Genomic DNA, 24,115 nt, shown 5'->3' with positions numbered 1-24,115 from the left:
GATCTGATTCCGGATCGCCTTTTAGTCGACTGATATCAAACGATTTTCGATTTTCGGGCGGTGGCCGGGAGGCCGCCGCCCGCTTTCTTTGAAGCGCTGGCGGGAACCGTCCCGGCGCCGGAGCGTTTTCCTTGCGGTGCATGGCCCATCGGGCCTGCGAGACCTCAAGGAGACGGTCATGACGGTCGATACCCGACCCAGAGTGCCGGTCGAGGATTTGGACAAGGCCCGTGGCGGCGATCCGATTCCGCCGATGCGCGCCGATGATCACAGCGATGCCGATCCCGCGGTGGAGACGCCGATCGAGGCGCGGCAGGGCTTTCTCGGCCGCCCGGTCCTGATGGTGCTGATCGCGGGGCTCATACTCGTGACGATCGCGTGGTTCGCCGTGGAGAAGCTGGTCTACTGAGTTCTGCGAAACCGTTCGTGTTTGCCCGATGCAGGGGAGGCAGTGATGGTACTCTTACGCATTCTTGAAACGCCCGTGGCGATCCGCGTCGTGATGGCGCTGTCGCTGGCGATGATGCTCGCGGTGATCCTCGGCCTGGCTTGAGGCATCGCTTCGAGTTCTGAACGACGAAGCCTCCGGTGCCCGGCGCCGGAGGCTTTTGCGGGCGTGGGCCGAGCGAAAGGCGATTCCGGTCCTGGGACAGGGCGGGACCGGGCTTCAGCGAGTGAAGAACTCGCTGGCGCGCCCCACCGCGTAGAGCAGGCTGAAGCCCCAGGCGAAGGAGGCCAGCCAGTTGGCGAGCTGGAAGGCCCAGAACGGCATCGCGACGATGCCGGCGACGATGGCGATCACCGCCCGGAGCGGGCCGAAAAAGTGCCCGATCAGGATGCTGGCGATGCCCCATTTCTCGAAGAAGGCATGGCCGCGATCGAGCAGTTGCGGGTTCTTCCTGAACGGCCAGTAATCATGGACGCGCGGCCCGAGCAGGAGCCCGGCCCAGTAGGACACCCAGAAGCCGCTGCCCGCGCCGAGCGAGGCCGCCAGCGCCAGGGGCACGAGATTGAGGCCCGAGGCGCCTGCGACGGCACCGAAGGTGGTGAAGAACACCGTGGCCGGGACCAGCCAGGAGAGAATCGCGACGCATTCGGCGAAGGCGACGGCGAAGACGATCGGCACGGCCCATTGCTGGTGGACCCGCATGAATTCGACGAGCGCCTGCATGGCTTGTTCGAGTTCGGCCATGGGATCGTGTCGGCTCCAGCGGTCGGGGTCGGCTGAGGCCATATGGCCGGGCCGAACGCGCGATGCAAGCGGTGGGCGGTCACAGGCCGGTCGTTGCCTTCCCCGGGCGATCGCCTATTAATTCCGGCAACGCGGAAAAGCTGGCGGCCCGGCACGGCGCCTGACGGGGAAACGGATTTCATGGAGTTGCAGGATCGCCCGCACCAGGGTGCGGGAGCAGGGACGGGTCCGTCGGGCGATCCGGCGGTCAAGCTCGGCGGTGTCGACATCACCTTCCATCTCGCCGATGGCGGCCGCTACCAGGCGGTCAAGGGCATCGATCTCAAGGTTCATCCCGGCGAGTTCGTCTCGATCGTCGGGCCGACCGGCTGCGGCAAGTCCACGCTGCTGAACGCGGCGGCGGGGCTGCTCTCGCCCTCGGCCGGTTCGGTCGGGATTTTCGGCAAGCCATTGTCCGGGCTGAACCGGCGCGCCGGCTATCTCTTCCAGCAGGATGCACTGATGCCGTGGAAGACCGCGCTGGACAACGTCAAGGTCGCGCTGGAACCGATGGGCGTGTCGAACCAGGAGGCTGACCAGCGCGCCCGCGAATGGCTCGGTCGCGTCGGCTTGAGGACCTTCGTCGACCGCTATCCCCACATGCTCTCGGGCGGGCAGCGCAAGCGCGTCAGCCTCGCGCAGATGCTGATCCGCAATCCCGAGATCCTGCTGATGGACGAGCCCTTCGGGCCGCTCGACGCGCAGACCCGGCAGATCATGGGCAATCTCCTGCTCGACCTGTGGTCGCGCGACCGCAAGGCGCTGATGTTCGTGACCCATGATCTCGAGGAGGCGATCGCGCTCTCCGACCGGGTCGTGGTGATGTCGGCGGGGCCCGCGGCGGGGATCGTCGCCGACTACAAGGTCGACCTGCCGCGCCCGCGCGACATCGCCGATATCCGGCTGGAGAAGGCTTTCCACGAAATCCATCGCGACATCTGGTCCTCGCTGCGCGTCGAGGTGCAGAAGGCTTATGCGATGGGCGAGGGCCGCGAACTCGTCGGGGGAGACGCATCATGAAGCGGGTGAAGCTCATCTCGCTCCAGATCCTGGTGATGCTGGCCTTCCTGCTGGTCTGGCATGTCGTGACGACCACGAGCCTGTTCGGCGACGTCAAGACGATGCAGTTCTTCTTCTCGACGCCGGTCGCGGTGCTGACGCGCACCTTCAAGCAGCTCACCAGCGCCGATATCTACTGGCATCTCGGCATCACCCTGACCGAGACGGTGCTCGCCTTCGTCATCGGCTCGCTCGCCGGCATCCTGTTCGGCTTCGCCTTCGCCCGGCGCGAGCTGCTCTCGGCCGTGTTCGACCCCTATATCAAGGCGGCGAACGCCCTGCCGCGCGTCGTTCTGGCGCCGATCTTCGCGCTCTGGTTCGGTCTGGGCATCTGGTCGAAGGTCGCGCTCGGCTTCACGCTGGTTTTCTTCATCGTGTTCTTCAACGTCTATCAGGGCGTGCGCGAGGTCTCGCCGACGATTCTGGCCAATGCCCGCATGCTCGGCATGAACGAGCGCCAGCTCTTCAAGCATGTCTACTGGCCGTCCGCGCTGACCTGGATGTTCTCCAGCTTGCACACCTCCGTCGGTTTCGCGCTGGTCGGCGCGGTAGTCGGCGAATATCTCGGATCGTCGGCGGGGCTCGGCTACAAGATTCACGAGGCCGAGAGCGTGTTCGACGTCACCGGCGTGTTCTCGGGCATGCTGATCCTGACGATCTTCGTCATCGCGATCGATGCGCTGGTGACGCTGGTCGAGAAGCGCTTGCTGGTCTGGCGACCCGGCCAGAGCTCGACCACGGCGACCTGAAGGAGGGGGCGATGCGGATCCCGGCGCTGCTCCTGTCCTCCGCGGTGGTGGCCGGCCTGTGCTGCGCGACGCTTCCGGCGCAGGCGCGGACGGAGGCGATGCTCCAAGTCAATTCCGACGGGCGCGCCAACGCCAAGCGCAACCGCCTCGTGCTGACCAGCAAGGCGAGCGGCGGCCGCGACGTGATGGTTGTAATCTCCTGCCGCGTCGACGACATGTCGACTTATGGCGTCGCGCTCGATTTCGGAGCGGGCGCCGTCTGGGCGGTCGAGGGCGAGGACGTTACGATCTCGCGCGACGGGGGCGAGGACATCGTCCAGCACATGGACAGCCGGGACGACTACCTGACGCTGGGCGGGAGCAAGGCGATCGGGCTCTTCCGGCAGTTGCTCGCCGGCAAGTCGATGGCGTTCGCGGTCAAACGCAAGTTCACCGCCTCCTTCGACCTCGCGCAGGTTGAGCGCCATGTCTCGCGCTTCCGCCAATTGTGCAATCCCCGTTAGATTTCGCTCGCTTGCCGTGGACAAATGATCTCGCCTATCGTTACGGCGAGTGCGCCATCGAGAAGCGCCTTCTTCATTCGACCGGAGGTTTCGCCATGAAGTTTACCCGCCGCGGCGCATTGGCCGTGCTCGCTCTTTCCACCGCTCTCGGCGCTGCGCCGCATGCCGCGCTCGCCCAGAATGCCGAGAAGCCGAAGCTCACGCTCGGCGTCGGCGGCAAGCAGCTCCTCTATTATCTCCCGCTGACGGTCGCGGAGAGGAAGGGTTATTTCAAGGACCAGGGCCTCGATGTCGAGATCAACGATTTCGGCGGCGGAGCGAAATCGCTGCAAGCGCTGGTCGGCGGCTCGGTCGATGTCGTGACCGGTGCCTATGAGCACACGATCCGCATGCAGGCGAAGGGCCAGGACATCCGCGCCGTGATCGAACTCGGGCGCTTCCCGGCCATCACCATCGCCGTGCGCAAGGACCTCGCCGACAAGGTCAAGTCGGCGGCCGACTTCAAGGGCCTCAAGATCGGCGTCACGGCGCCGGGCTCCTCGACGGCACTGACCGCGCAATATGCCATGGTCAAGGCGGGCCTGAAGGCGACGGATGCGGCGATCATCGGCGTCGGCGCCGGTGCCAGCGCGGTCGCTGCGATCAAGCAGAAGCAGGTCGACCTGATCTCGCATCTCGATCCCGTCACCTCGAAGCTCGAGGCCGATGGCGACATCGTCTCGCTGATCGACACCCGCACCGAGGCCGGCACCAAGGCGCTGTTCGGCGGCTCGAACCCGGCGGCGGTGCTCTATCTCAAGAACGACTTCGCCGAGAAGAACCCGGTCACGACCCAGAAGCTGGTCAATGCGCTGATGAAGTCGCTGAAATGGCTCGAGACCGCCAAGCCCGAGGATGTCGCGGCACTGGTGCCGGAAGAGTATCTGCTCGGCGACAAGGCGCTCTACATCCGCGCGGTCAAGAACTCGCAGGAGAGCTATTCGCGCACCGGTATCGCCACGCCCGACGCGATGAAGAGCATGTATGACTCGCTCAAGCTGCTCGACCCCGAGCTGACCAACTCGAATGTCGACCTGTCGAAGACCTTCATCGACAGCTTCGCCAAGAAGGCCGCCTCCGGCTCCTGATCGCATGCCTGAGCGCGGCGCCTGTCTTTTGACGTCGCGCTCGGTCTGCGTTCCGTGCATGGTGCGCGGATTCGCGCTGGGGGAATCACGTGAACGGCGAAACCGGCTTCCTGGACGGCGGCGGCGCGATGGCTGCTGCCATCCGGGCGCATGATTGGAGTTCCACGCCGCTAGGGCCGATCGCCGGCTGGCCTGCCGCGCTGAAGATCGCCGTCGGCATGATGGTCAATTCGCGCTTTCCCAAATGTATCGTCTGGGGCGCGGACCTGATCACGATTCACAACGATGCCTTCCAGCCGATCCTGGGCGACAAGCCCTGCGCGCTCGGCCGTTCGTTCCGCGACGTCTGGTCGGAGGTCTGGGACGATATCGGGCCGCTGATCGACAATGCGTTTGCGGGCGAGGCGATCTTCATCGAGGATTTCCCGCTGACCACCGATCGCTACGGCCACCCGGAAGAGGTCTGGTTCACCTTCTGCTACAGCCCGATCCGCGACGAGAACGGCCGGGTTCTCGGCATCATCGACACGGTGATGGAGACGACCGGCAAGATGGAGGCGGAGCGCAATGGCCGCCTGCTCAATGCCGAGCTCGCCCATCGCATGAAGAACACGCTGGCAATGATCGCGGCGATCGCCAGCCAGACCTTCCGCTCGGCGGAGACGCTTGAAGAGGCGCAGTCGATCCTCAGCGACCGCATCGCGACCTTGGGCGAGGCGCACAACATCCTGACCCGGTCGAGCTGGAGCAGCGCGCCGATCCGCACCGTGATCGACGGGGCGCTGGCGCCGCATCGCTCGGATATCGGCACGATTCGCATCGACGGGCCGCCGCTGCAACTGACGGCCGACCAGGCGATGACACTGGCACTGGCGGCCAATGAGCTTGCGACCAATGCGGTCAAATACGGCGCGCTCTCGGTCGAGACCGGCGAGGTCGCGATCCGCTGGTCCGTCGGCCGGCCGCAGACCGAGGATGTCTTCCGCTTCGAATGGATCGAGAGCGGCGGGCCGCCGGTCGCGAAGCCACGGCGGCAGGGCTTCGGCTCGCGGCTGGTGGAGCGCGTCATGGCGCAGAAATTCCAGGGCGAGGTCGAGCTGGATTACCGGCCGGAAGGCCTGCGCTATGTCCTGACCACGACAATGGCCAACATCGCTCCGCGGGAATAGCCGCTCTGCGCGAGCGATCGGTTCCTTCACCGCTTTCGATTTGCGCCTCGCGCCGGAGCCGTTAGGTTCGCGCTCCCACCGCGAACGGGGTATCGCTTCGGACCATGAATATTCTCTCGATCCAGTCCCATGTCGCCTATGGCCATGTGGGTAACGCCTCCGCAACCTTTCCGATGCAGCGGCTCGGTGTCGATGTCTGGCCGATCCATACGGTGCAGTTCTCAAACCATACCGGCTATGGCAGCTGGAAGGGCCGCGTCTTCGACGGCGGCATGATCGACGAGGTGATGGAGGGCATCGCCGAGCGTGGCGTGCTCGCCAATTGCGATGGTGTGATCTCCGGCTATATGGGCTCGGCCGATATCGGCCATGCGATCCTCTCGGCGGTGGAGCGGGTGCGGGCAGCCAATCCCAAGGCGCTCTATTGCTGCGACCCGGTGATCGGCGATGTCGGGCGCGGCGTCTTCGTGCGGCCGGGCATCCCGGAGTTCATGCGCGAGCAGGCGGTGCCGGCCGCCGATATCGTGACGCCGAACCAGTTCGAGCTGGAATTGCTGACCGATGTCGAGATCAAGACCCTCGCCGACGCGCATCGCGCCGTGGAAGCGCTGCGCGATGCCGGCCCGAAGGTCGTGATGGTGACCTCGCTCGTCACCGAAGAGACGCCCGCCGACTCGATCGACCTGATGGCGGCGGATGCCAAGGGGAGCTGGCGTGTGCGCACGCCCAAGCTCGATGTCAGCGTCAACGGCGCGGGCGATGCGATCGCGGCGCTGTTCTTCACCCATTACCTGCGCGAGGAATCGGCGGCGGCTGCACTGTCGAAGGCGGCATCCTCGATCTACGGGCTGCTGAAGCGCACCAAGGAGGCGGGCTCGCGCGAGATCCTGACGGTGGCGGCGCAGGACGAGTTCGTCACGCCCTCGCAGGTCTTCGCGCCGGAAGCGATTTGAGCGCCTCGCGATGAAGCTGCGCGTCGGCACCTTCAATGTCGAGAATCTGCTGACGCGCCATCGCTTCGAGCCGGGCGGGCGCACCGAGACGGCAGCGGCGATGTCACTGTTCCATTTCCCGCGCGCCGACGAGCGCGACGCCGTGGAGCGTTCGCTTGCGGTCGCGCTCGAGGACGACAAGCGCCAGATGACGGCGCTCGCCATCGCCGAGGCACGGGCCGATCTCTGGATGCTGCAGGAGGTCGATTCTCTCGCCAGCCTGCAGGCCTTCTTCGCCAACTATGTCCACCGCATTGCCGACCACCGCTACGGCCATTTCACGCTGATCGACGGCAATGACCGCCGCAGCATCGATATCGGCTTCGCGGCGCGGCGCGACCTGTTCGGGCAGGGGCAGGTCACGGTGCGCTCGCACAAGGACCTCACCTTCGCACAGGCCGGCGTGCATGACCGCGAGCTCGCCCTGTTCGGCATCGGGCCGCAGGCCAAGGTGTTCGCGCGGGACTGCCTGGAGGTGGAGCTGACGCTCGACGGGCGACGGCTCAGCCTGTTCGGCTGCCATCTCAAGTCGATGAACAACGGCCGGGAGGACGGGCGGACGGCGACGCTGCCGGTGCGCCGCGCTGAAGCGCGGGCCGTGCGCTGGCTGATCCAGCAGCGCTTCGGCGGCGGCTGGCGCGAAGCCAACTGGATCGTGCTGGGCGATCTCAACGGTTATCGCCATGGCCTCGGCCCACGTGCCGAACTGGTCGATGAGGGCGATAGCGGCATCGAGCCTTTGCTCGATGATTTCGCTGTCGATCCGATGGAGACGCTGCCGGCGCATGAGCGCTGGACGCATTTCCGGCGCTACTGGTCGGAAAGCCAGGAGAGGCTGGTCGACAGCCATATGCCGCTCGACCGCATCCTGCTCTCGCCTGCGCTGGCGGCGGTGAACCCGAAGCCAGCCATGCAGATGATCCGGCGCGGACTGCCTTACCGCGTGCCGCTCGATCCGCGCGAGCCGGACCGCTCGATGGCGAAGCTCGCGACCTGCGCCAACCGCTATCCGCGCGTCGGCTGGGACCGGCCCAAGGCCTCCGACCATTGCCCGCTCACCATCGATCTCGACATCCCGGAAGGGTGACCTGATGAAACGCCGCTTCGTCACGCTCGACGTCTTCACCACGCGCCGCCATGCCGGCAATCCGCTGGCGGTGGTGCTCCAGTCGGAAGGGCTCGACACCGAGGCGATGCAGGCCATCGCCCGGGAGTTCAATCTGTCCGAGACGGTCTTCGTCGCGCCGCCGGAGAAACCGGAGCACCGCGCCTCCGTCCGCATCTTCACGCCGGGAGGCGAGCTGCCCTTCGCCGGCCATCCGACTGTCGGTACGGCGGTCTGGCTGGCGCTGACCGACGAGGCCGAGGGCAAGCCCGCCGACATGCTGGTGCTGGAGGAGAAGGTCGGGCCGGTCTCCTGCGCGGTCTCGATCAAGGGCAGCCATGCCGGCCATGCCACCTTCACCCTGCCGCGCCTGCCGGAGCAGCTCCCGCAGTCGGTCACGGAGGCACAACTGGCGGAGGCGCTCGGGCTCGATCCGGCCGATCTCGGCTTTGATGCGCATCGACCGAGCGTCTTCTCGGCTGGCGTCGCCTATACGATCGTGCCCGTCGCCGGCCGCGAGGCGATCGCCAAGGCGAGGATTTCCGGTGCTTTCGAGCGGGTGATGGCGGCGACGCCGAACGGCAACACCTTCGTCTACTGCCGCGAGACTGCCGAGGTCGGGCATCACTACCATGCCCGCATGTTCTGGCCGGGCGCCGGGGTCGTCGAGGACCCGGCGACGGGCAGTGCGGTCGCAGCCTTCGCCGGCGCGATCATGGCCTATGACAAGCCCGAGGATGGCGACCACCGCCTCGTCATCGAGCAAGGTTACGAGATGGGCCGGCCGTCGCAGATCGCGCTGGAACTGAGCGTGCGCGGCGGCATGCTCGCCTCCGCACGGATCGGTGGCTCGGCAATCGTGGTGAGCGAGGGCGTGCTGCTGTGAGCGATGGTGTCGAGAACGGCACGATCGTCTTGCTGTCGCGTGTCGATGCCCTGGTCGAGCCCTATGACTGGGCCTTCGCGCGCGAGAATGCTGCGCTGATCGCGGCGCATTGGACGAAGATCAGTGCCGGCAAGCCGGCGATGTTTAACGGCCGCATCATGCTCCAGCATCGCGCCGCGATCCGCGACGGCGTGTTCGAGGCCGGCTATTTCGAGACCGATTATGCGGCCTTCATGACCTGGCGCGATGTTGGCCATCCGGGGCCCGTCATCCGCAACGGCTTCGCCATGGCGGCGCTCAGGGCCAATGACGATGCCTTCCTCTGCGGCAGGATGGGCGACCATACCGCCAATGCCGGCAAGGTCTATTTCGCTGCCGGCACGCCGGACCGCGAGGACGCCCGCGCCGACGGCACGCTCGACCTTGCCGGCAGCGTCACCCGCGAGCTCGCCGAGGAGACCGGCCTGCGCGTCGAGGAGCTCCAGGTCGGCGAGGGCTGGACGGCTCTGGTCGAGCAGGGCCGCATCGCCTTCATGCGCGAAGTCCGCATCGATCTTCCTGCCAATGAAGCGCGGGCGCTGATGCTGGAACGGATGAAGCACCTCGAAGAGGAGGAGCTTTCCGACATCGTCATCGTGCGCGATCTCACTGATACCGAAAAGCACGACATGCCGCCCTTCATGCGCCGCTATCTCGCACATATCTTCGACGGCGAGTGATCCTGCCTGTCTGACGAGAGTGATCCGATGAATTCTGCCGCGACCGCCTATCCCGAAGCCTTGCTGCTGCCGGCGGAGAACCCGTTTGCTACGCGCTGGGAGACGCCGTTCCGATTGCCGCCCTTCGCTGCGATCAAACCGGAACATATCCGCCCGGCTTTCGAGGCGGCGCTGGCCAAGCATAAGGATGAGATCGCGGCGATCGTGGCCGACAAGGCCACGCCGGACTTCGCCAACACGATCGAGGCGCTGGAGCGGGCAGGGCGCGCGCTCAGCCGCGTCGGCGGCGTGTTCTACAACCTCACCGGCGCCGATACGAACGAGGCCTTGCAGGCGATCGAGCGCGAGATGTCGCCGATCACCTCGCGGCACTGGTCGGCGATCATGATGGACGAGGGGCTGTTCGCTCGCGTCGATGCGGTCAATGCCAAGCGCGATGGGCTCGGCCTGAACCCGGAGCAGGCGCGCCTGCTGGAGCGCAGCTACAAGGGTTTCATCCGCTCGGGTGCGAAGCTCGATGTCGAGGACAAGAAGCGGCTTGCCGCGATCAATGAGTGCCTGGCCGGGCTCGGCACGCAGTTCAGCCAGAACGTGCTGAAGGACGAATCCTCCTATGCGCTCTTCATCGAAGACGAAGCCGGGCTTGCCGGCTTGCCGGAGTTCGTGAAGGTAGCGATGGCGCGCGCCGCCGCCGACCGCGGCAAGCCCGGCCAGCATGCGGTGACGCTGTCGCGCTCGATCATCGAGCCGTTCCTGACCTTCTCGACCCGCCGCGACCTGCGCGAGGAAGCCTTCATCGCCTGGAGCAAGCGCGGCGAGAATGGCGGTGAAAGCGACAACCGCGCCATCGTCGCCGAGATGGTGAAGCTCCGCGCCGAGAAGGCGAAGCTCCTGGGTTATCCGACCTTCGCGCATTTCAAGCTCGACGACGCCATGGCGAAGACGCCGCAGCATGTGCGTGATCTGCTCGAATTGGTCTGGAAGCCGGCCAAGGCGCGCGCAACCCGCGAGGCCGCGGATCTCGCGGCGCTGGCGCAGAGCGAGGGCGAGAACGGCCCGATCCATCCCTGGGACTGGCGCCATTATGCCGAGAAGGTCCGGCAGAAGACCTATGCGCTCGATGAGGCCGTGCTGAAGCAGTATCTCCAGCTCGACCGCGTCCGGCAGGCGGCCTTCGACGTCGCCGGCAAGCTGTTCGGGCTGTCCTTCGCGGAGCGGCCGGAGCTGAAGGGCTATCACCCGGACGTGCGCATCTTCGAGGTGACGGAGAGCGCTAGCGGGCGCCATATCGGCCTGTTCGTCGGCGATTATTTCGCGCGCGCCTCGAAGCGCTCGGGCGCCTGGATGAGTGCCTTCCGCGGCCAGCGCAAGCTCGACGGCGAGACCCGGCCGATCATCGTCAATGTCTGCAATTTCGCGAAGCCCGCCGAGGGCAAGCCGGCGCTGCTCTCGCTCGACGATGCGCGCACGCTGTTCCACGAGTTCGGCCATGCGCTGCACGGCCTGCTCTCGGACGTGACCTATGGCTCGCTCGCGGGCACCTCGGTTGCGCGCGATTTCGTCGAGCTGCCCTCGCAGCTCTACGAGCACTGGTTCCTGACCCGCGAGGTGATGCGCGAATACTGCCACCATGCGGAGACCGGAGAGCCGATTCCGGAAGCGCTGATCGAGAAGATCGAAAAGGCACAGACCTTCAATCAGGGCTTCGCCACGGTGGAATACACCTCCTCGGCGCTGGTCGATCTCGCCTTCCACTCACTGGAGGCGCCCGCAGAGGTCGATCCGCTTGCCTTCGAGGCGGCGGAGCTCGCGCGCATCGGCATGCCCAGCGAGATCACGATGCGGCACCGCACGCCGCATTTCACCCATGTCTTCTCGGGCGACGGCTATTCGGCCGGCTATTACAGCTATCTCTGGTCCGAGGTGATGGATGCCGACGCCTTCAACGCCTTCACCGAGACGGGCGACGTGTTCTCAGCCAAGGTCGCGGAGAAGCTGAAGCGCTACATCTACTCGGCCGGCGATACCCGCGATGCGGCCGAGGCCTATACGCTCTTCCGGGGGCGGTTGCCGACGCCGGATGCGTTGCTGGAAAAGCGGGGGCTGGCGGCGTAGGGAATTCCTTCTCCCCTCGGGGGAGAAGGTGTCTGCGAAGCAGACGGATGAGGGCAGTCTTGACTGCGCCTCACCCGGTCTTCCCTCATCCGACCCGGCTACGCCGGGCCACCTTCTCCCCCAAGGGGAGAAGGGTTCAGCCCGGATAACCGAACTTCGCCTTGGTGGCGCGGATCTGGCCGGTCGCGCCGGCATCGTTGCCGGCCGAGCAGGCCGAGCGGGCACGCGAAATCTCGCCGCTGACCCGGTCATGCACGCTCTTGGTCGTGTGGCCGGTATTCAGATCGTTGTCGATCACCGCCTGGAAACGCTCGACCTCGCCGGAGCAGCCGGTGCCCGAGGGCATGTGGAAGGTGCTCGGCGTTACGCCCGGCGCGGCCTGCGACGGTGGCGGAGCCGGGGGCGGGCCGCCGGACGGCGTCTGGCAGGCGGAGAGCAGGAGCGCGGCGAAGGCCGGGACGAGGACGGTTGAGGCGCGCATCGGGGAGGCTCCGGCTGATCAAGCTGGAAGCATGCCCGATTCCGCGGGTCCGGCAAAGCCGCGGTCAATCGGGCTCGGGCATGAAGAGCGCCACGATCGTGAAGAGGGCGGCGGCGCCTGCTGCCAGCCAGACCGCATCGAGCCCGATGCGGCCATGGGCGACAGCGCCGGCGATGGCGCCGCTGAGCAGACCGAGCCAGAGAACGAGGTGGCGCAGGAAGGCGAGCTTCGGCCCGCTGAGCAGGGCGCCGGCGATGCGCTGCCCCATCTTCACCAGCGTGCCGGTCATATAGGTCAGGCCGATCGTGACCTCGCCGTCGCGCTGGAAAACGCCGTTCTCCGCGCCCATCGCCATGGCCAGGACACCGGCGCCGGCCATGCCGAGCCCGATGGAATCGAGACCGGCCGAGAGCAGCAAGGCGAGCGTGACGAAGGCCAGAACCGCCGCCTTGCGCTGGCGCCCGGCAAAATGCCCGGCAAGCGAGCCGCCGACCACGCCGAGCACGAAGAGCCCAAGGGTCATGGCCGCGAGCGCGATGCCGCCGGCATGGCGGCCGGCGAGCTCGATGGCGAAGCGGGTGGTGTTGCCGCTCATGAAGGAGACGAAGAACCCGCCGAGGCTGAGGAAGCCGAGCGCATCGACGAAACCCGCGAGGCCCGACAGGCAGAAGGCAAGCCCGATAACAGGCCGGTCATAGCGCATCATGGTGCGGTGCTCCGCTATTCCACGCCGGCTGCCAGTATCCCGCGACCGCCGGCCGAATCGCGCTGCGCCATCCTAATTCACAGGAGCCGTCTGTTCTTAATTCAAATCGGCATGCGACATATGCTTGCGCTGGACCCTGTGCTTCGGTTACATCCTGTCCTGTCGATGTGAGGAACGCCCGTGGTTTCGACCGCCCGCCATGACCAGACGAAGGACTGCGCCGCTGCGCAGGTCGTCGGCATGCGCGCTCGCGCTCCGTTCTCGCTTCTTGGCCTTCTTCTCCTTAGCTGCCCCTGAGGGCCGGCCGGGCATGCTGCCTGGGCGCTCAGGGGAGTGACGAGAACCGCCGACAGAAAACCCAGCGCCCGCCTTTCCCAGAATTCCGCGGCGCGCCGACACCCGGAAGCAGAACCATGACCAATCCGACCCAGTCCGGCTCCGTCCAGAAGCCCTCGGACAAGGACCGCGTCCTGATCTTCGACACCACCTTGCGCGACGGCGAGCAGTGCCCCGGCGCCACCATGACCTTCGAGGAGAAGCTGGAGATCGCCGAGATGCTGGACGCCATGGGCGTCGACATCATCGAGGCCGGCTTCCCGATCGCCTCCGACGGCGATTTCGAGGCGGTGTCCGAGATTGCGCGCCGCCTGAAGCGCGCGACCGTCGCCGGTCTCGCCCGCGCGATCAGCGCCGATATCGCCCGGGCCGGCGAGGCTGTGCGCCATGCGGTCAAGCCGCGCATCCACACCTTCGTCTCGACCTCGCCGATCCATCTGGAACACCAGATGCGCAAGACGCAGGAGCAGGTGCTGGAGATCATCACCGCGACGGTGACCCAGGCGCGCAATCTGGTCGAGGACGTCGAGTGGTCGGCGATGGACGCCACCCGCACGCCGATCGACTATCTCTGCCGCACGGTCGAGGCCGCTATCAGGGCGGGCGCGACCACGATCAACCTGCCTGACACGGTCGGCTATGCCACGCCGGACGAGTACCGCGCTATGTTCAAGGCCGTACGCGAGCGCGTGCCGAACGCCGACAAGGCGATCTTCTCGGCGCATTGCCATAACGACCTGGGCCTCGCCGTCGCGAATTCGCTGGCGGGGATCGAGGGCGGCGTCCGGCAGGTCGAGTGCACGATCAATGGCATCGGCGAGCGCGCCGGCAATGCGGCGCTGGAGGAGATCGTGATGGCGCTGCGTGTGCGCGGCGACGCGATGCCCTACGACACCGGCATCGACGCGACGCAGTTGATGCGCGTCTCCAAGGCGGTCTCGACCGCCTGCTCCTTCCCGGTGCAGTACAACAAGGCGATCGTCGGCCGGAACGCCTTCGCCCACGAGAGCGGCATCCACCAGGACGGCATGCTGAAGAACAACACCACCTACGAGATCATGACGCCGGAATCGGTCGGCGTGACCAAGACCTCGCTGGTAATGGGCAAGCATTCGGGCCGCGCCGCCTTCCGCTCGAAGCTGAAGGAGATGGGCTACGACCTGGGCGACAACCAGCTCGAGGACGCCTTCACCCGCTTCAAGGCGCTGGCCGATCGCAAGAAGCATGTCTACGACGAGGATATCGAGGCGCTGGTCGACGAGAACATCGCCACCGCCCATGACCGCATCAAGCTGGAATCGCTGACCGTGATCGCCGGCACGCGCGGCCCGCAGCGCGCCACCATGAAGCTCGATGTCGAGGGCAAGCACGTCACCGAGGAGGTCGAGGGCAATGGCCCGATCGACGCGATCTTCAATGCGATCAAGGCGATCGTGCCGCATGAGGTGACGATGGAGCTCTACGACGTCCATGCCGTGACCGAGGGCACCGACGCGCAGGCGGAGGTTTCCGTTCGGCTGTCGCGGGACGGCTCGTCGGTCACCGGCCGTGGCGCCGATCCCGATACGCTGGTCGCCTCGGCCAAGGCCTATCTCGCTGCGCTCAACAAGCTGATCGCGCGGGGCGGGCGCCTGCACGCGCAGGCGGCGGAGTAGGCGAGGGGGCGACTGGAGGGCGTCCTTGGGGAAAGGGTGTCATCCCGTGCGCGCTGCAGCGTGAAACGCTGCTGCGCAGACACGGGACCGCGTGACCAGTAAGGCGTCCTTTCTTCAAGCTCTCCGTCAGGCAGTCTCTTCCGGAGAACGGTCCCGTGTCTGCGCCGCGGCATTGCATGCCGCAGCGCGCACGGGATGACAGCGTTGGCCGCGTACGCCACGCGCCCCCTTCGATTCCGGTGGATGACGCCGGCGCGATCTGGCGCCGGCTCGCGTTTTGCTCTCATCTGCACGTCCGGTGCGGTCGCTCCCCCGGCGACCCTGGGGAGCGCGATGCCGATGGGCTATTTTCCGAACTGGACACTGAAAACCTCCGGCGCCGTGATGCCGGACGAGCGGCTGCCGACCGGCCAGACGGTCGTGGCCGGCCTGCAGCATGTCGTCGCCATGTTCGGTTCGACAGTGCTGGCGCCGGTGCTGATGGGCTTTGACCCGAACGTCGCGATCTTCTTTTCGGGCATCGCGACGCTGCTGTTCTTCGTGATTACGCGGGGGCAGTTGCCGAGCTATCTCGGCTCCTCCTTCGCCTTCATCGGCGTCGTCATCGCGGCGACAGGCTATGCCGGCTCGGGCCCCAACCCGAATATCGCGGTCGCGCTCGGCGGCATCATCGCCTGCGGCGCGGTCTATGCGGTGATCGGCCTGATCGTCCAGGGCGTCGGCACGGCCTGGATCGAGAAATTGCTGCCGCCGGTCGTGACCGGCGCTGTCGTGGCCGCGATCGGCCTCAACCTGACCTCGGTCGCGATCAGCATGATCTCGGCCAGCCCCTATACCAAATGGATCGCGCTGTTCACGGTCGTCGCGGTCGCACTGGTCGCGGTCTATGCGCGCGGGCTGCCGCAGCGCCTTCCGATCCTGATCGGCGGGCTTGCCGCCTACATCCTCTACGCGCTGACGGCGTCGAGCTTCGGTGCGCCGGTGATCGATTTCGGCAAGATCGGCGCTGCCGCCTGGTTCGGCCTGCCGCAATTCGTGGCGCCGGTCTTCGAGATGAAGGCGATCACGCTGATCGTGCCGGTCGCGATCATCCTGGTCGCCGAGAATCTCGGCCATATCAAGGGTATCTCGGTGATGACCGGGCGCAATTTCGACCGCCTGATCGGTCGCGGCTTCTTCGCCGACGGTCTCGGCACCATGATCGCCGGCTCGGGCGGCGGCACGGGCGTCACCACCTATGCCGAGAACATGGGCGTGATGGCGGTGACGCGGGTTTACTCGACGCTGGTCTTCGTCGCGGCCGGCATCATCGCGCTCCTGCTCGGCTTCTCTCCGAAATTCGGCGCGGTGATCGGCACGATCCCCGTCGCGGTGCTGGGCGGTCTCGCGGTCGTGGTCTTCGGCCTGATCGCGGCGACGGCCGGCCGGATCTGGGTCGAGAACAAGGTCGACTTCTCCGAGCCGAAGAACCTGATCACGGTCGCGACCGCGCTGATCCTCGGTGCCGGCGACCTGAAGCTGCCGATCTTCGGCTACGAGCTCGGCGGAATCGGCACCGCGACCTTCGGTGCGATCGTGCTCTATCACCTGCTGAACCGCCGTACGGCCTGACAATCCACAGCGCGGCCGGGCCATTTCGGCCGCCTATGAAAAATCTGTCACAGATGGGTGGACAGGGGGCGGGGCCTTTGCTACACGCCCCCTGCCTGACGCGGCTGACGCCGCTGACCGGCGGCGCTTCGTGGCGTATGGGTGATTAGCTCAGTTGGTAGAGCAGCTGACTCTTAATCAGCGGGTCGTAGGTTCGAGCCCTACATCACCCACCACGATCTTTCTTTTAAAATCAGATAGTTAGATGCGGTGGCCGGGTTCGGTCGCCGGAACAGGGCGCGAACATCGCGCCCTTTTTCATGTCGTAAAGTCGCACGGCGTCGCGAGCGGCTGCGCGTGGGGCGCAACCGCCCGCTCCGCATCGTGCCGGGCTCAGCGGGCCGCGGCGAGGGCTGCGATCATGCCCGTGATGCTGTTGATCAGGATGAACTGATTATCGACCCTGACCCAGCGCTGGCCGCGGCCTGGCGCACGCAGATGGTAGCGGTGATAGTCCCGCACATAGCTCTGCCGGTACTGCCGGGGCAGGGCATGCCCGCGCGCCCAACGATCCTTGCGGATGATGACCTTCTTCGTCACGTGCTTCTCGACATGGACCGGGCCGTGACGAGCGGGGCCGTGATGCTGTGCCCGGTAAGACTGAGCGAAGCTGGGGGCGGTTGCTCCGAGTAGAAAAGCGCCCGCGATTGCAGAGGCGATAATTTTCTTCATGGCGATATCTCCTGTTCTCGGTGGAGTTATCGTGAAGCATCGTCATTAAACGGGAGATGAATAGTTAGATTAATTCTCTGTAATGTTCCTGTAAGCTGTAATGAGTTTTTCAATTTTGATCGTTGCTTGCTTGCGCTTGGCGTTGCTCTGACGGAGTAGCGTTTTTCGGAGTGGGAGGGAGCCTTTCGGCGGCTCGGGCGTTCCTGACCGAAAGGACAGGTTCGCATGATGCAAGTCGATCACGGCCTCACCGCCGCGCCTGGCAATACGCCGGCCATCCCCGATCCGCCGCCGGAGGCGCCGCCGCTGACGCCGGGCGAGGTTCCGCCGGCTCCGCCGGTCGAATCGCCGCCGGACGAGGAGCCGCAGGGCATTCCCACCGAGCCGCCGCCCGAATTGCCGCCAAATGCACCGCCGGAGGCTCCCCCGGCGACGCCGATTGATCTGCCTCCCGGTCGCAATCCGCGCCAGCCGCAGGAATAGTCGCGCTCAGACCTTCGGGGCGTTGCCCGAGCCGATATCCCAGTAGAGCCCGGCCATGGCGGTCAGGCCTTCACGGGCGATGGCGGCCGGCAGGTGCTCGTCCGGGGCGTGCTGCGAGCAGCCCGGATAGGAATGCGGCACCCAGATCGTGCGTAGCTTCAGGATCTCGGCGAAGATGTCGTTCGGCAGCGAGCCGCCGAGATTGGGCAGCAGGGCCGGCTTCTTGCCGGTGCTCTCGGCGATCGACGCGATGGTGAAGCGGACCCAGGCATCGTCGGGATCAAGCCGCGTCGCGCCGAAGCGCTCGGTGCCGGGCATGACGATCTCGACCATGTCGAAGCCGTGGCGGTCGAGATGGCGGCGCAAGGCCGGGGCGACGTCGCGCGGGTCGATGCCGACGACGAAGCGCAGGGCGACGCGCGCCCAGGCGCTCGGCGGCACGGCATTGACCGGCGTTTCCGGGACGCCCGACTTCATCGCCAGCACGTCGAAGGAGCACCAGCCGAAGACCTGCTCGGCCGGGGAGAGGCCGGGCTCGCCCCAGTTCGGGTCGATGGCCGGGCCGCCCGGGCCGCCGTCGATCTCGCAATCGGCGAGCGCGCGGCGCACGCCGTCGGGCAGCTCTTTCGGCACCCATTCATGGATGCGAATCTGGCCGGTGGGCGAGGTGATCGAGGCGATGGCATGGGCGAGCTGGATCGCCGGATCGGAGAGGATGCCGCCCCAGTTGCCGGAATGATGGCCGCCGTCGCGCGCGGTGATCTGCAGGTCGAAGGTGATGACGCCGCGGGCGCCCAGAAAGACGGTGGGGCGCTCGGCATTGAGGCGCGGCCCATCCGAGGCGATCAGGATATCGGCCTTGAGCAGTTCCGCCTCGTCCTCGCAGAGTTCGCGCAGGCCCGGCGAGCCGGATTCCTCGCCCATCTCGATCAGGTATTTGGCGTTGAAGCCGAGCTTGCCGCGCGTCTCCAGCACGGCGCGCAGGCCGTTGATGTTGATGAGGTGCTGGCCCTTGTTGTCGACGACGCCGCGGCCGTACCAACGGCCGTCACGCTCGACGAGCTTCCACGGCGAGAGGCCTTCGCTCCACTGGGCGTCTAGGCCGCGGATGACGTCGCCATGGCCGTAGCCGATGATGGTCGGCAGGGCGGGGTCCTCGATGCGCTCGGCATAGAGGAAGGGGCCGCGCGCTTTGGCATGGGTCAGGACGCGGCAGGTGAAGCCGAGGGATTCGAGCAGGGGCTGCATTTCCTTGTCAAGATATTCGCCCAGCACCGGGGCACGGTCGGGATTCTGGCTTTCGGTGGGGATCGCGACGAGCCGGCCGAGATCGGTCTTCATCCGGCCTGAATCGAAATAGTCCTGAGCTTTCGCGATCGCCTGCGCGCGGGTCATGGTCTTGTGGTCTCCCCAATAGGTGCCGGCACAGTGCCGGTGGACGGAAGCGAACGCCAGTGCCAAGAGAGCCGGGCGCGCCATGCCTGCCGGGCAGGGCGGGCGCCGCGCCGACCGACAGGGCTCCTCCGACCGCATGACCATGATCCCGCATCCGCACCAGCTCGTCGCTCGCGACGCCATCCTGGCGGCGCGGGCCAAGGGCGCGGCCGGCTTCCTGCTGGGCGACCTCACCGGCCTCGGCAAGACGCTCTCGGCCTGGCTCGCGCTTTCGGCGATGCCGGAGCAGGAGGTGCTGGTGATCTGCCCGAAAGGCGCGATCCCGCAATGGCGGCGGACCATGGCGCTGTCGGGCCTGCCGGCGAAGCGCGTGACGCTGATGAATTTCGAGAAGACCAAGTCGCTGCTTGCGCCCGTCGCCGACAGCAAGAAGCGCTCGACGCGGGCGAAGAATAACGAGATCGCCAAGCATGGCCGGCCGAAGCGCGCCTGGCCGCTCGTCGTGATCGACGAGGCGCATCGCATCCGCAATCCCAACTCGCAGCAGGGACTGGTCTGCCGGCAGATGGCGGAAGCCGCCGATTTCACGATCTTCATGAGCGCGACCGCCGGGCAGTCGCCGCATGAACTGTCCTATCTCGCGGGGTTGCTGGCCAAGGCCGCCGGAATGCCGACCGCCGATCTCGACGGGTATCGCGTGCTGATGAAGCGATTGAAGATCGGCCGCGCCAAGGGCCGCTGGAAGAACTGGAGCTGGGAGCCGAACGAGGCCGACCGCAAGGTGATGGCCGATCTGCTCTATCGCGGCGCGAATGCCATCGGCCTGCGCCGCCGGCCGGAGGAGATCGCCGGCTGGCCGGAGGTGCAGCGGGAACTGGCGCCGGTCGCGCTCGATACGGCTGCGCGCAAGCTTTATGACGCGACCTGGCGCGAGTTCCGCAAGGAGTTGGGGCTGGCTGGCGGCTCGACGCGCAAGCCGCAGGGCTGGGCCGCTGATCTGCGCTTCCGCCAGAAGGCGAGCCTGCTGCGCATCCCCGGCACAGCGGATTTCTGCGAGGACCTCTTGGGCAATGACGAGCAGGTCGCGATCTCCGTCGCCTTTCTCGAGACCAGTGCGATGCTCGCCGAGACGCTCAGGGGGCGGGGCTGGCGCACGGCCGAGATCAATGGCGAACGCTCGGGCGCGCAGAACGAGGAGACCCGCATCGCCTTCCAGACGGGGCAGCTCGACGCGGTGATCTTCACCGTGACCGAGTCGATCTCATTGCATCGTGGCGAGATGCCGGGCGGCGAGCGCGAGCGGGCGCTGGTCATCCACGACATGCGCCACAGCGCGATCCAGCTCCAGCAGATCGAGGGCCGCTGCCATCGCGACGGCCAGCACGCGACGATCTTCTATGCCTATGCCGAGGATACGGTGGAGGAGGCGATCGCCGGCACGGTGATCCAGCGCATGGCGGCGATGGAAGGGCTGGCCGGCGACGACACGCGGATGCTGGAGGCGATCGCGGGTATCGTCGAGGGCAAGGCGGCCGCGTAAGGCGCCTCAGTTCCGCGCGCGCTCGCCGAGTTCCTTGGCGCCCTCGACCGACGAGCCGGTCAGCCGCACAATGCTGTTCCAGGCGTCGCGCGTATAGGCGCCCTGATGGACGACCGCGTCATAGCCGATGACCAGCACGATAATGATCAGAAGCAGGCGGAACACGAACGAAAACCCTCCTCGATAGCGACGCATCAACGCCGCGATCGAAGGAGGGTTCCGGTTTGGCCGTGCCTCAGCCCGCTGGCAGCAGTTCCTTCAGCCGGAACAGCGCGATCTTCTCGACCTCGGCGAGCGCTGTCGTGACTTCCTGCTCCGGCGTGTTCTTCAACCGCGCGTCGAAGGCGGCGAGGATCTGGGGCTTGGTCGCGCCCTTCACCGCCATGATGAACGGGATGCCGAAGCGGGCCTTGTAGGCCTCGTTCAACGCGGTGAAGCGGACACGCTCGTCGCTGGTCAGGCGGTCGAGCCCGGCGCCGGCCTGTTCCTGCGTCGATTCCGGCGTGAGTTCGCCCGCCGCCGCGAGCTTGCCGGCAAGGTCGGGATGGGCGGCGAGCAGGGATTTCTGCTGCTCGGGCGAGCCCTTGCGCACGCTTGAGACCATCGCCGCGTGTAGGCTTTCCGCCGCGTCGTTACTCGCGCCGATTCCGGCATCGTAGGCCGCGTCGGCGACCCAGGGCGAATGCTCCCAGACACGGCCGAAGACCTCGGTGAACAGCGCCTTCGGCAGCTTCGAGGGGACATAGCCGCCCTGAGGCGGCTGCGTCCTGACCCAGTGGCGGGCGATGTCGAGCCGGGTCGCGACCCAGACCCGATCATGGCACTGCACATAGTCGAGGAAGCGGGCGAGCGCGGCGGCGCGGCCCGGCCGACCGACGAGGCGGCAATGCAGGCCGATCGACATCATCTTCGGCGCGGTCTCGCCCTCGGCATAGAGCGTGTCGAACGAGTCCTTGAGATAGGTGAAGAACTGTTCGCCGGTGTTGAAGCCCTGCGGGGTGGCGAAGCGCATGTCGTTGGCGTCGAGCGTATAGGGCACGGCGAGCTGCGGCCCCTTCGGCCCGCTCAGCCAATAGGGCAGCTCGTCAGCATAGACGTCGGCCGTGTAGAGAAAGCCGCCTTCCTCCATCGTCAGGGGAATGGTGTTCTCGGAGCTGCGGCCCTGATAGCAGCCAAGCGGGCGCTCGCCGGTGAGTTCGGTCTGGATGCGGATGGCCTCCAGGATATCGGCGCGCTCGCGCTCCTTGGCCACGTCGCGATAGTCGATCCATTTCAGGCCGTGGGTGGCGATCTCCCAGCCGGCCTCCTGCATCGAGCCGACGATCTCGGGATAGCGGGCGAGCGCGCTGGCAACGGCGAAGACGGTCACCGGCATGTTGCGCTGCGTGAACATCCGCCAGAGCCGCCAGTAGCCGGCGCGGGAGCCGTATTCGTAGGTCGACTCCATGTTCATGTGGCGCTGGCCCGGCCAGGGCGCGGCGCCGACGATCTCGGAGAGGAAGGCCTCGGAGGCGGCATCGCCATGGAGGATGCAGTTCTCGCCGCCTTCCTCGTAATTGATCACGAACTGGACGGCGATGCGCGCCTCGCCCGGCCAATGCGGATGGGGCGCCGCGCGGCCATAACCCTTCATGTCGCGCGGATAGGTGGTCTGGCTCATGATGGTCTAGCTGCCGCGATAGGTGGAATAGCTCCAGGGCGAGGCCAGGAGCGGGACGTGATAGCGCCCCTCGGGCTCGGCGATGCCGAAGCGGACGGGAACGAGATCGAGGAAGGCGGGCTGCGGCAAGGCGGTGCCGAGGCCGCGGAAATAGGCGCCGATCGCGAAGGTCAGTTCATAGGTGCCAGGCACCAGCGTTCCCGAGAGCAGGGCTGAATCGGTGCGGCCATCGGCATTGGTCACGGCCTCGGCCAGCCGCTCGCGCGTGCCGTCGGCACTGATCCGGTCCAGCGCCACGGCGATGCCGACGCCCGGGCGACCGTTGACCGTGTCCAGCACATGCGTCGAGAGATGTCCCATGCGCCGGCTTCTCCTGAAGGCGTCGATATCCGGCGGGCGCCGATTCCGGCGTGGCCACGGACCTTCGCGACTGTAAAGCGACCGGCGCGAAAATCGATATCAGCATTTTCGCCAAGGTCATCTTCCCGGAAGGCCGGCGCCGGGACGATTTCAGAGACGGCGAAAGCAGGTTAGTTTCTGCCTTCGAAGCCGCATCTTCCGGATTCGGGACGATCATCAGCCCTCGCGGAGCGCAGCGCCATGCTTGCAGCTTATCTGATGGAATGGGGCGGCATGATGCTGCGTTGGCTCCATGTCATCACGGCGATCGCCTGGATCGGAGCCTCCTTCTTCTTCATCCATCTCGATGCCTCGCTGAAACCGGCCGAGGACATTCCGCCCGGCACCGGCGGCCGCGCCTGGCAGGTGCATGGCGGCGGCTTCTACGAGATGCGGAAATACATGGTCGCGCCGGCCGTGATGCCGGCCGAGCTGACCTGGCACAAATGGCAGAGCTACTGGACCTGGATCTCCGGCTTCTTCCTGCTGGTCTGGGTCTATTATGCGCAGTCGGAACTCTATCTGATCGATCCGGCGGTGATGCAGCTTTCGCCCTTGGCGGCCGGCGCCATCGGCATCGCGGCGCTGGTGATCGGTTGGCTGATCTACGACCTGCTATGCAAGTCGCCGCTCGGAAAGCATGACGCGTGGCTGGGCCTTGTCGGCTTCGGCTACGTCGTCGCCGCGAGCTGGGCCTTCGCCAACGTATTTTCCGGACGCGGCGCGCTGATCCATACCGGCGCGCTGATGGCGACGATCATGACCGCCAATGTCTTCTTCAACATCATGCCGGGCCAGCGGAAGGTCATCGCGTCGCTCGTCGCTGGAGAGATGCCCGATCCGAAATACGGCAAGGCCGCCAAGCAGCGCTCGACGCATAACAACTACATCACCCTGCCGGTGCTGTTCCTGATGTTGTCGAACCACTACCCGGTGACCTATGCCAATTCGAGCGTGATCCCGCTGCTGGTGGCGCTGGTGATCGTGGCCGGGGCACTGATCCGGCATTTCTTCAATGTCCGGCACTCCGACCACGCGAAATCGCCCTGGTGGTGCTGGGCGGTGGCGATCCTGGCGCTCTGGCTCGCCTTCTGGGTGGCGATGTCGTCCTCGCCCGGCGGGCGCGAGCAGCTTGGCCTGAAGGCTGGCGAGGCGGCGAAGCCCGTCCTGCTGGCGGGCATGACACTGCCGCCGGTCGAGGTCTCGAACATCGTCACCGGGCGCTGCGCCATGTGCCATGCGCCGGAGCCGTCCTGGCCCGGCATCCAGATCGCGCCCAAGGGCGTGATGCTCCACGAGCCCGAGCAGATCGCCATGCATGCTCGCGCCATTCGGACCCAAGCCGTGATGACCCATGCGATGCCGCCGAACAACCTCTCCGGGATGACCCCGGCCGAGCGGAAGGCATTGGCGGGCTGGTTCGCTGCCGCGCGCTGAGGCGTTGCGCCGTCATGCTCGCCCTTGTGGCGAGCATCCACGCCTC

24 protein-coding genes and 1 tRNA gene are annotated in these 24,115 nt (G+C 66.4%); 17 read left to right on the top strand and 8 right to left on the bottom strand.

Annotated features, from left to right (window positions below):
• Window positions 1-178: 178 nt before the first annotated feature.
• Window positions 179-409 (top strand): hypothetical protein, encoded by a 231-nt coding sequence (locus tag ACWIEX_RS14895; RefSeq protein ID WP_454033807.1) that lies wholly within the window; start codon window positions 179-181, stop codon window positions 407-409.
• A gap of 258 nt (window positions 410-667) precedes the next feature.
• Here the strand turns inward: ACWIEX_RS14895 and ACWIEX_RS14890 are convergent, their stop codons facing one another.
• Window positions 668-1,192, bottom strand: coding sequence for a DedA family protein (locus ACWIEX_RS14890; RefSeq protein WP_454033806.1), 525 nt, complete (start codon window positions 1,190-1,192; stop codon window positions 668-670).
• Window positions 1,193-1,372: 180 nt separating this feature from the next.
• Between ACWIEX_RS14890 and ACWIEX_RS14885 the strand changes: the two genes are divergently transcribed.
• The 10 genes from ACWIEX_RS14885 to ACWIEX_RS14840 all read left to right on the top strand — a co-directional run bounded on the left by ACWIEX_RS14885 (window position 1,373) and on the right by ACWIEX_RS14840 (window position 11,655).
• Complete coding sequence (locus tag ACWIEX_RS14885; protein WP_454033805.1) at window positions 1,373-2,251, top strand: ABC transporter ATP-binding protein; 879 nt, start codon at window positions 1,373-1,375, stop codon at window positions 2,249-2,251.
• The gene (locus tag ACWIEX_RS14880; protein WP_454033804.1) at window positions 2,248-3,039 is read left to right on the top strand and encodes an ABC transporter permease; all 792 of its coding nucleotides are present in this window, start codon (window positions 2,248-2,250) and stop codon (window positions 3,037-3,039) included. The genes ACWIEX_RS14885 and ACWIEX_RS14880 overlap by 4 nt, the downstream gene beginning before the upstream one ends.
• A gap of 11 nt (window positions 3,040-3,050) precedes the next feature.
• The gene (locus ACWIEX_RS14875; RefSeq protein ID WP_454033803.1) at window positions 3,051-3,542 is read left to right on the top strand and encodes a hypothetical protein; all 492 of its coding nucleotides are present in this window, start codon (window positions 3,051-3,053) and stop codon (window positions 3,540-3,542) included.
• Window positions 3,543-3,637: 95 nt separating this feature from the next.
• Window positions 3,638-4,669 (top strand): ABC transporter substrate-binding protein, encoded by a 1,032-nt coding sequence (locus ACWIEX_RS14870; protein WP_454033802.1) that lies wholly within the window; start codon window positions 3,638-3,640, stop codon window positions 4,667-4,669.
• Between the two features lie 89 nt (window positions 4,670-4,758).
• Complete coding sequence (locus ACWIEX_RS14865; protein WP_454033801.1) at window positions 4,759-5,838, top strand: sensor histidine kinase; 1,080 nt, start codon at window positions 4,759-4,761, stop codon at window positions 5,836-5,838.
• 104 nt (window positions 5,839-5,942) lie between these two features.
• On the top strand, window positions 5,943-6,791 hold the full coding sequence (gene pdxY, locus ACWIEX_RS14860; protein WP_454033800.1) for a pyridoxal kinase PdxY: 849 nt from the start codon (window positions 5,943-5,945) through the stop codon (window positions 6,789-6,791).
• 10 nt (window positions 6,792-6,801) lie between these two features.
• The gene (locus tag ACWIEX_RS14855; protein WP_454033799.1) at window positions 6,802-7,917 is read left to right on the top strand and encodes an endonuclease/exonuclease/phosphatase family protein; all 1,116 of its coding nucleotides are present in this window, start codon (window positions 6,802-6,804) and stop codon (window positions 7,915-7,917) included.
• 4 nt (window positions 7,918-7,921) lie between these two features.
• Window positions 7,922-8,821: a PhzF family phenazine biosynthesis protein gene (locus ACWIEX_RS14850; protein WP_454033798.1), complete on the top strand. Its 900-nt coding sequence runs from the start codon at window positions 7,922-7,924 to the stop codon at window positions 8,819-8,821.
• A complete protein-coding gene (locus ACWIEX_RS14845; protein WP_454033797.1) occupies window positions 8,818-9,540 on the top strand; it encodes an NUDIX hydrolase in 723 nt (240 codons plus the stop codon). Before ACWIEX_RS14850 ends, ACWIEX_RS14845 begins: the two co-directional genes overlap by 4 nt.
• 27 nt (window positions 9,541-9,567) lie before the next feature.
• Window positions 9,568-11,655, top strand: coding sequence for a M3 family metallopeptidase (locus ACWIEX_RS14840; protein WP_454033796.1), 2,088 nt, complete (start codon window positions 9,568-9,570; stop codon window positions 11,653-11,655).
• A gap of 136 nt (window positions 11,656-11,791) precedes the next feature.
• On the opposite strand, the gene ACWIEX_RS14835 is transcribed toward ACWIEX_RS14840, so the two are convergent.
• Together ACWIEX_RS14835 and ACWIEX_RS14830 are read right to left on the bottom strand one after the other, a co-directional pair.
• Window positions 11,792-12,136, bottom strand: a complete 345-nt coding sequence (locus ACWIEX_RS14835; RefSeq protein WP_454033795.1) for a hypothetical protein — start codon at window positions 12,134-12,136, stop codon at window positions 11,792-11,794.
• 64 nt (window positions 12,137-12,200) lie between these two features.
• Complete coding sequence (locus ACWIEX_RS14830; protein ID WP_454033794.1) at window positions 12,201-12,842, bottom strand: YoaK family protein; 642 nt, start codon at window positions 12,840-12,842, stop codon at window positions 12,201-12,203.
• Window positions 12,843-13,255: 413 nt separating this feature from the next.
• Between ACWIEX_RS14830 and ACWIEX_RS14825 the strand changes: the two genes are divergently transcribed.
• The 3 genes from ACWIEX_RS14825 (at window position 13,256) to ACWIEX_RS14815 (ending at window position 16,659) form a co-directional block, all read left to right on the top strand.
• Complete coding sequence (locus ACWIEX_RS14825; RefSeq protein ID WP_454033793.1) at window positions 13,256-14,833, top strand: 2-isopropylmalate synthase; 1,578 nt, start codon at window positions 13,256-13,258, stop codon at window positions 14,831-14,833.
• A gap of 333 nt (window positions 14,834-15,166) precedes the next feature.
• Window positions 15,167-16,444, top strand: a complete 1,278-nt coding sequence (locus ACWIEX_RS14820) for a solute carrier family 23 protein (protein WP_454033792.1) — start codon at window positions 15,167-15,169, stop codon at window positions 16,442-16,444.
• A 139-nt stretch (window positions 16,445-16,583) separates the two neighbouring features.
• Window positions 16,584-16,659: transfer RNA gene (locus tag ACWIEX_RS14815), tRNA-Lys, on the top strand.
• Window positions 16,660-16,816: 157 nt separating this feature from the next.
• Here ACWIEX_RS14815 and ACWIEX_RS14810 read toward each other — a convergent pair.
• Window positions 16,817-17,155: an RcnB family protein gene (locus ACWIEX_RS14810; RefSeq protein ID WP_454033791.1), complete on the bottom strand. Its 339-nt coding sequence runs from the start codon at window positions 17,153-17,155 to the stop codon at window positions 16,817-16,819.
• Window positions 17,156-17,380: 225 nt separating this feature from the next.
• On the opposite strand from ACWIEX_RS14810, the gene ACWIEX_RS14805 reads away from it, so the two are divergent.
• Entirely contained in the window at window positions 17,381-17,638 is a 258-nt protein-coding gene (locus tag ACWIEX_RS14805; protein ID WP_454033790.1) for a hypothetical protein, read from the top strand.
• 6 nt (window positions 17,639-17,644) lie between these two features.
• Here ACWIEX_RS14805 and ACWIEX_RS14800 read toward each other — a convergent pair whose 3' ends face one another.
• Window positions 17,645-19,033: a M20 family metallopeptidase gene (locus ACWIEX_RS14800; RefSeq protein ID WP_454033789.1), complete on the bottom strand. Its 1,389-nt coding sequence runs from the start codon at window positions 19,031-19,033 to the stop codon at window positions 17,645-17,647.
• 82 nt (window positions 19,034-19,115) lie between these two features.
• On the opposite strand from ACWIEX_RS14800, the gene ACWIEX_RS14795 reads away from it, so the two are divergent.
• Entirely contained in the window at window positions 19,116-20,573 is a 1,458-nt protein-coding gene (locus ACWIEX_RS14795; RefSeq protein WP_454033788.1) for an SNF2-related protein, read from the top strand.
• A 6-nt stretch (window positions 20,574-20,579) separates the two neighbouring features.
• Here the strand turns inward: ACWIEX_RS14795 and ACWIEX_RS14790 are convergent, their stop codons facing one another.
• The 3 genes from ACWIEX_RS14790 to uraH form a co-directional block, all read right to left on the bottom strand.
• The gene (locus tag ACWIEX_RS14790) at window positions 20,580-20,738 is read right to left on the bottom strand and encodes a hypothetical protein (RefSeq protein WP_454033787.1); all 159 of its coding nucleotides are present in this window, start codon (window positions 20,736-20,738) and stop codon (window positions 20,580-20,582) included.
• 70 nt (window positions 20,739-20,808) lie between these two features.
• Window positions 20,809-22,233, bottom strand: a complete 1,425-nt coding sequence (gene puuE / locus ACWIEX_RS14785; RefSeq protein ID WP_454033786.1) for an allantoinase PuuE — start codon at window positions 22,231-22,233, stop codon at window positions 20,809-20,811.
• Window positions 22,234-22,239: 6 nt separating this feature from the next.
• A complete protein-coding gene (uraH, locus tag ACWIEX_RS14780) occupies window positions 22,240-22,593 on the bottom strand; it encodes a hydroxyisourate hydrolase (protein ID WP_454033785.1) in 354 nt (117 codons plus the stop codon).
• Between the two features lie 240 nt (window positions 22,594-22,833).
• On the opposite strand from uraH, the gene ACWIEX_RS14775 reads away from it, so the two are divergent.
• Window positions 22,834-24,069, top strand: coding sequence for a urate hydroxylase PuuD (locus tag ACWIEX_RS14775; protein WP_454033784.1), 1,236 nt, complete (start codon window positions 22,834-22,836; stop codon window positions 24,067-24,069).
• Window positions 24,070-24,115 lie beyond the last annotated feature (46 nt).

Source organism: Allobosea sp. NPDC055353 (assembly GCF_053644975.1).
The sequence above is the reverse complement of the archived record's forward strand: the minus strand, read 5'-3'. Positions and strand labels throughout refer to the sequence as shown.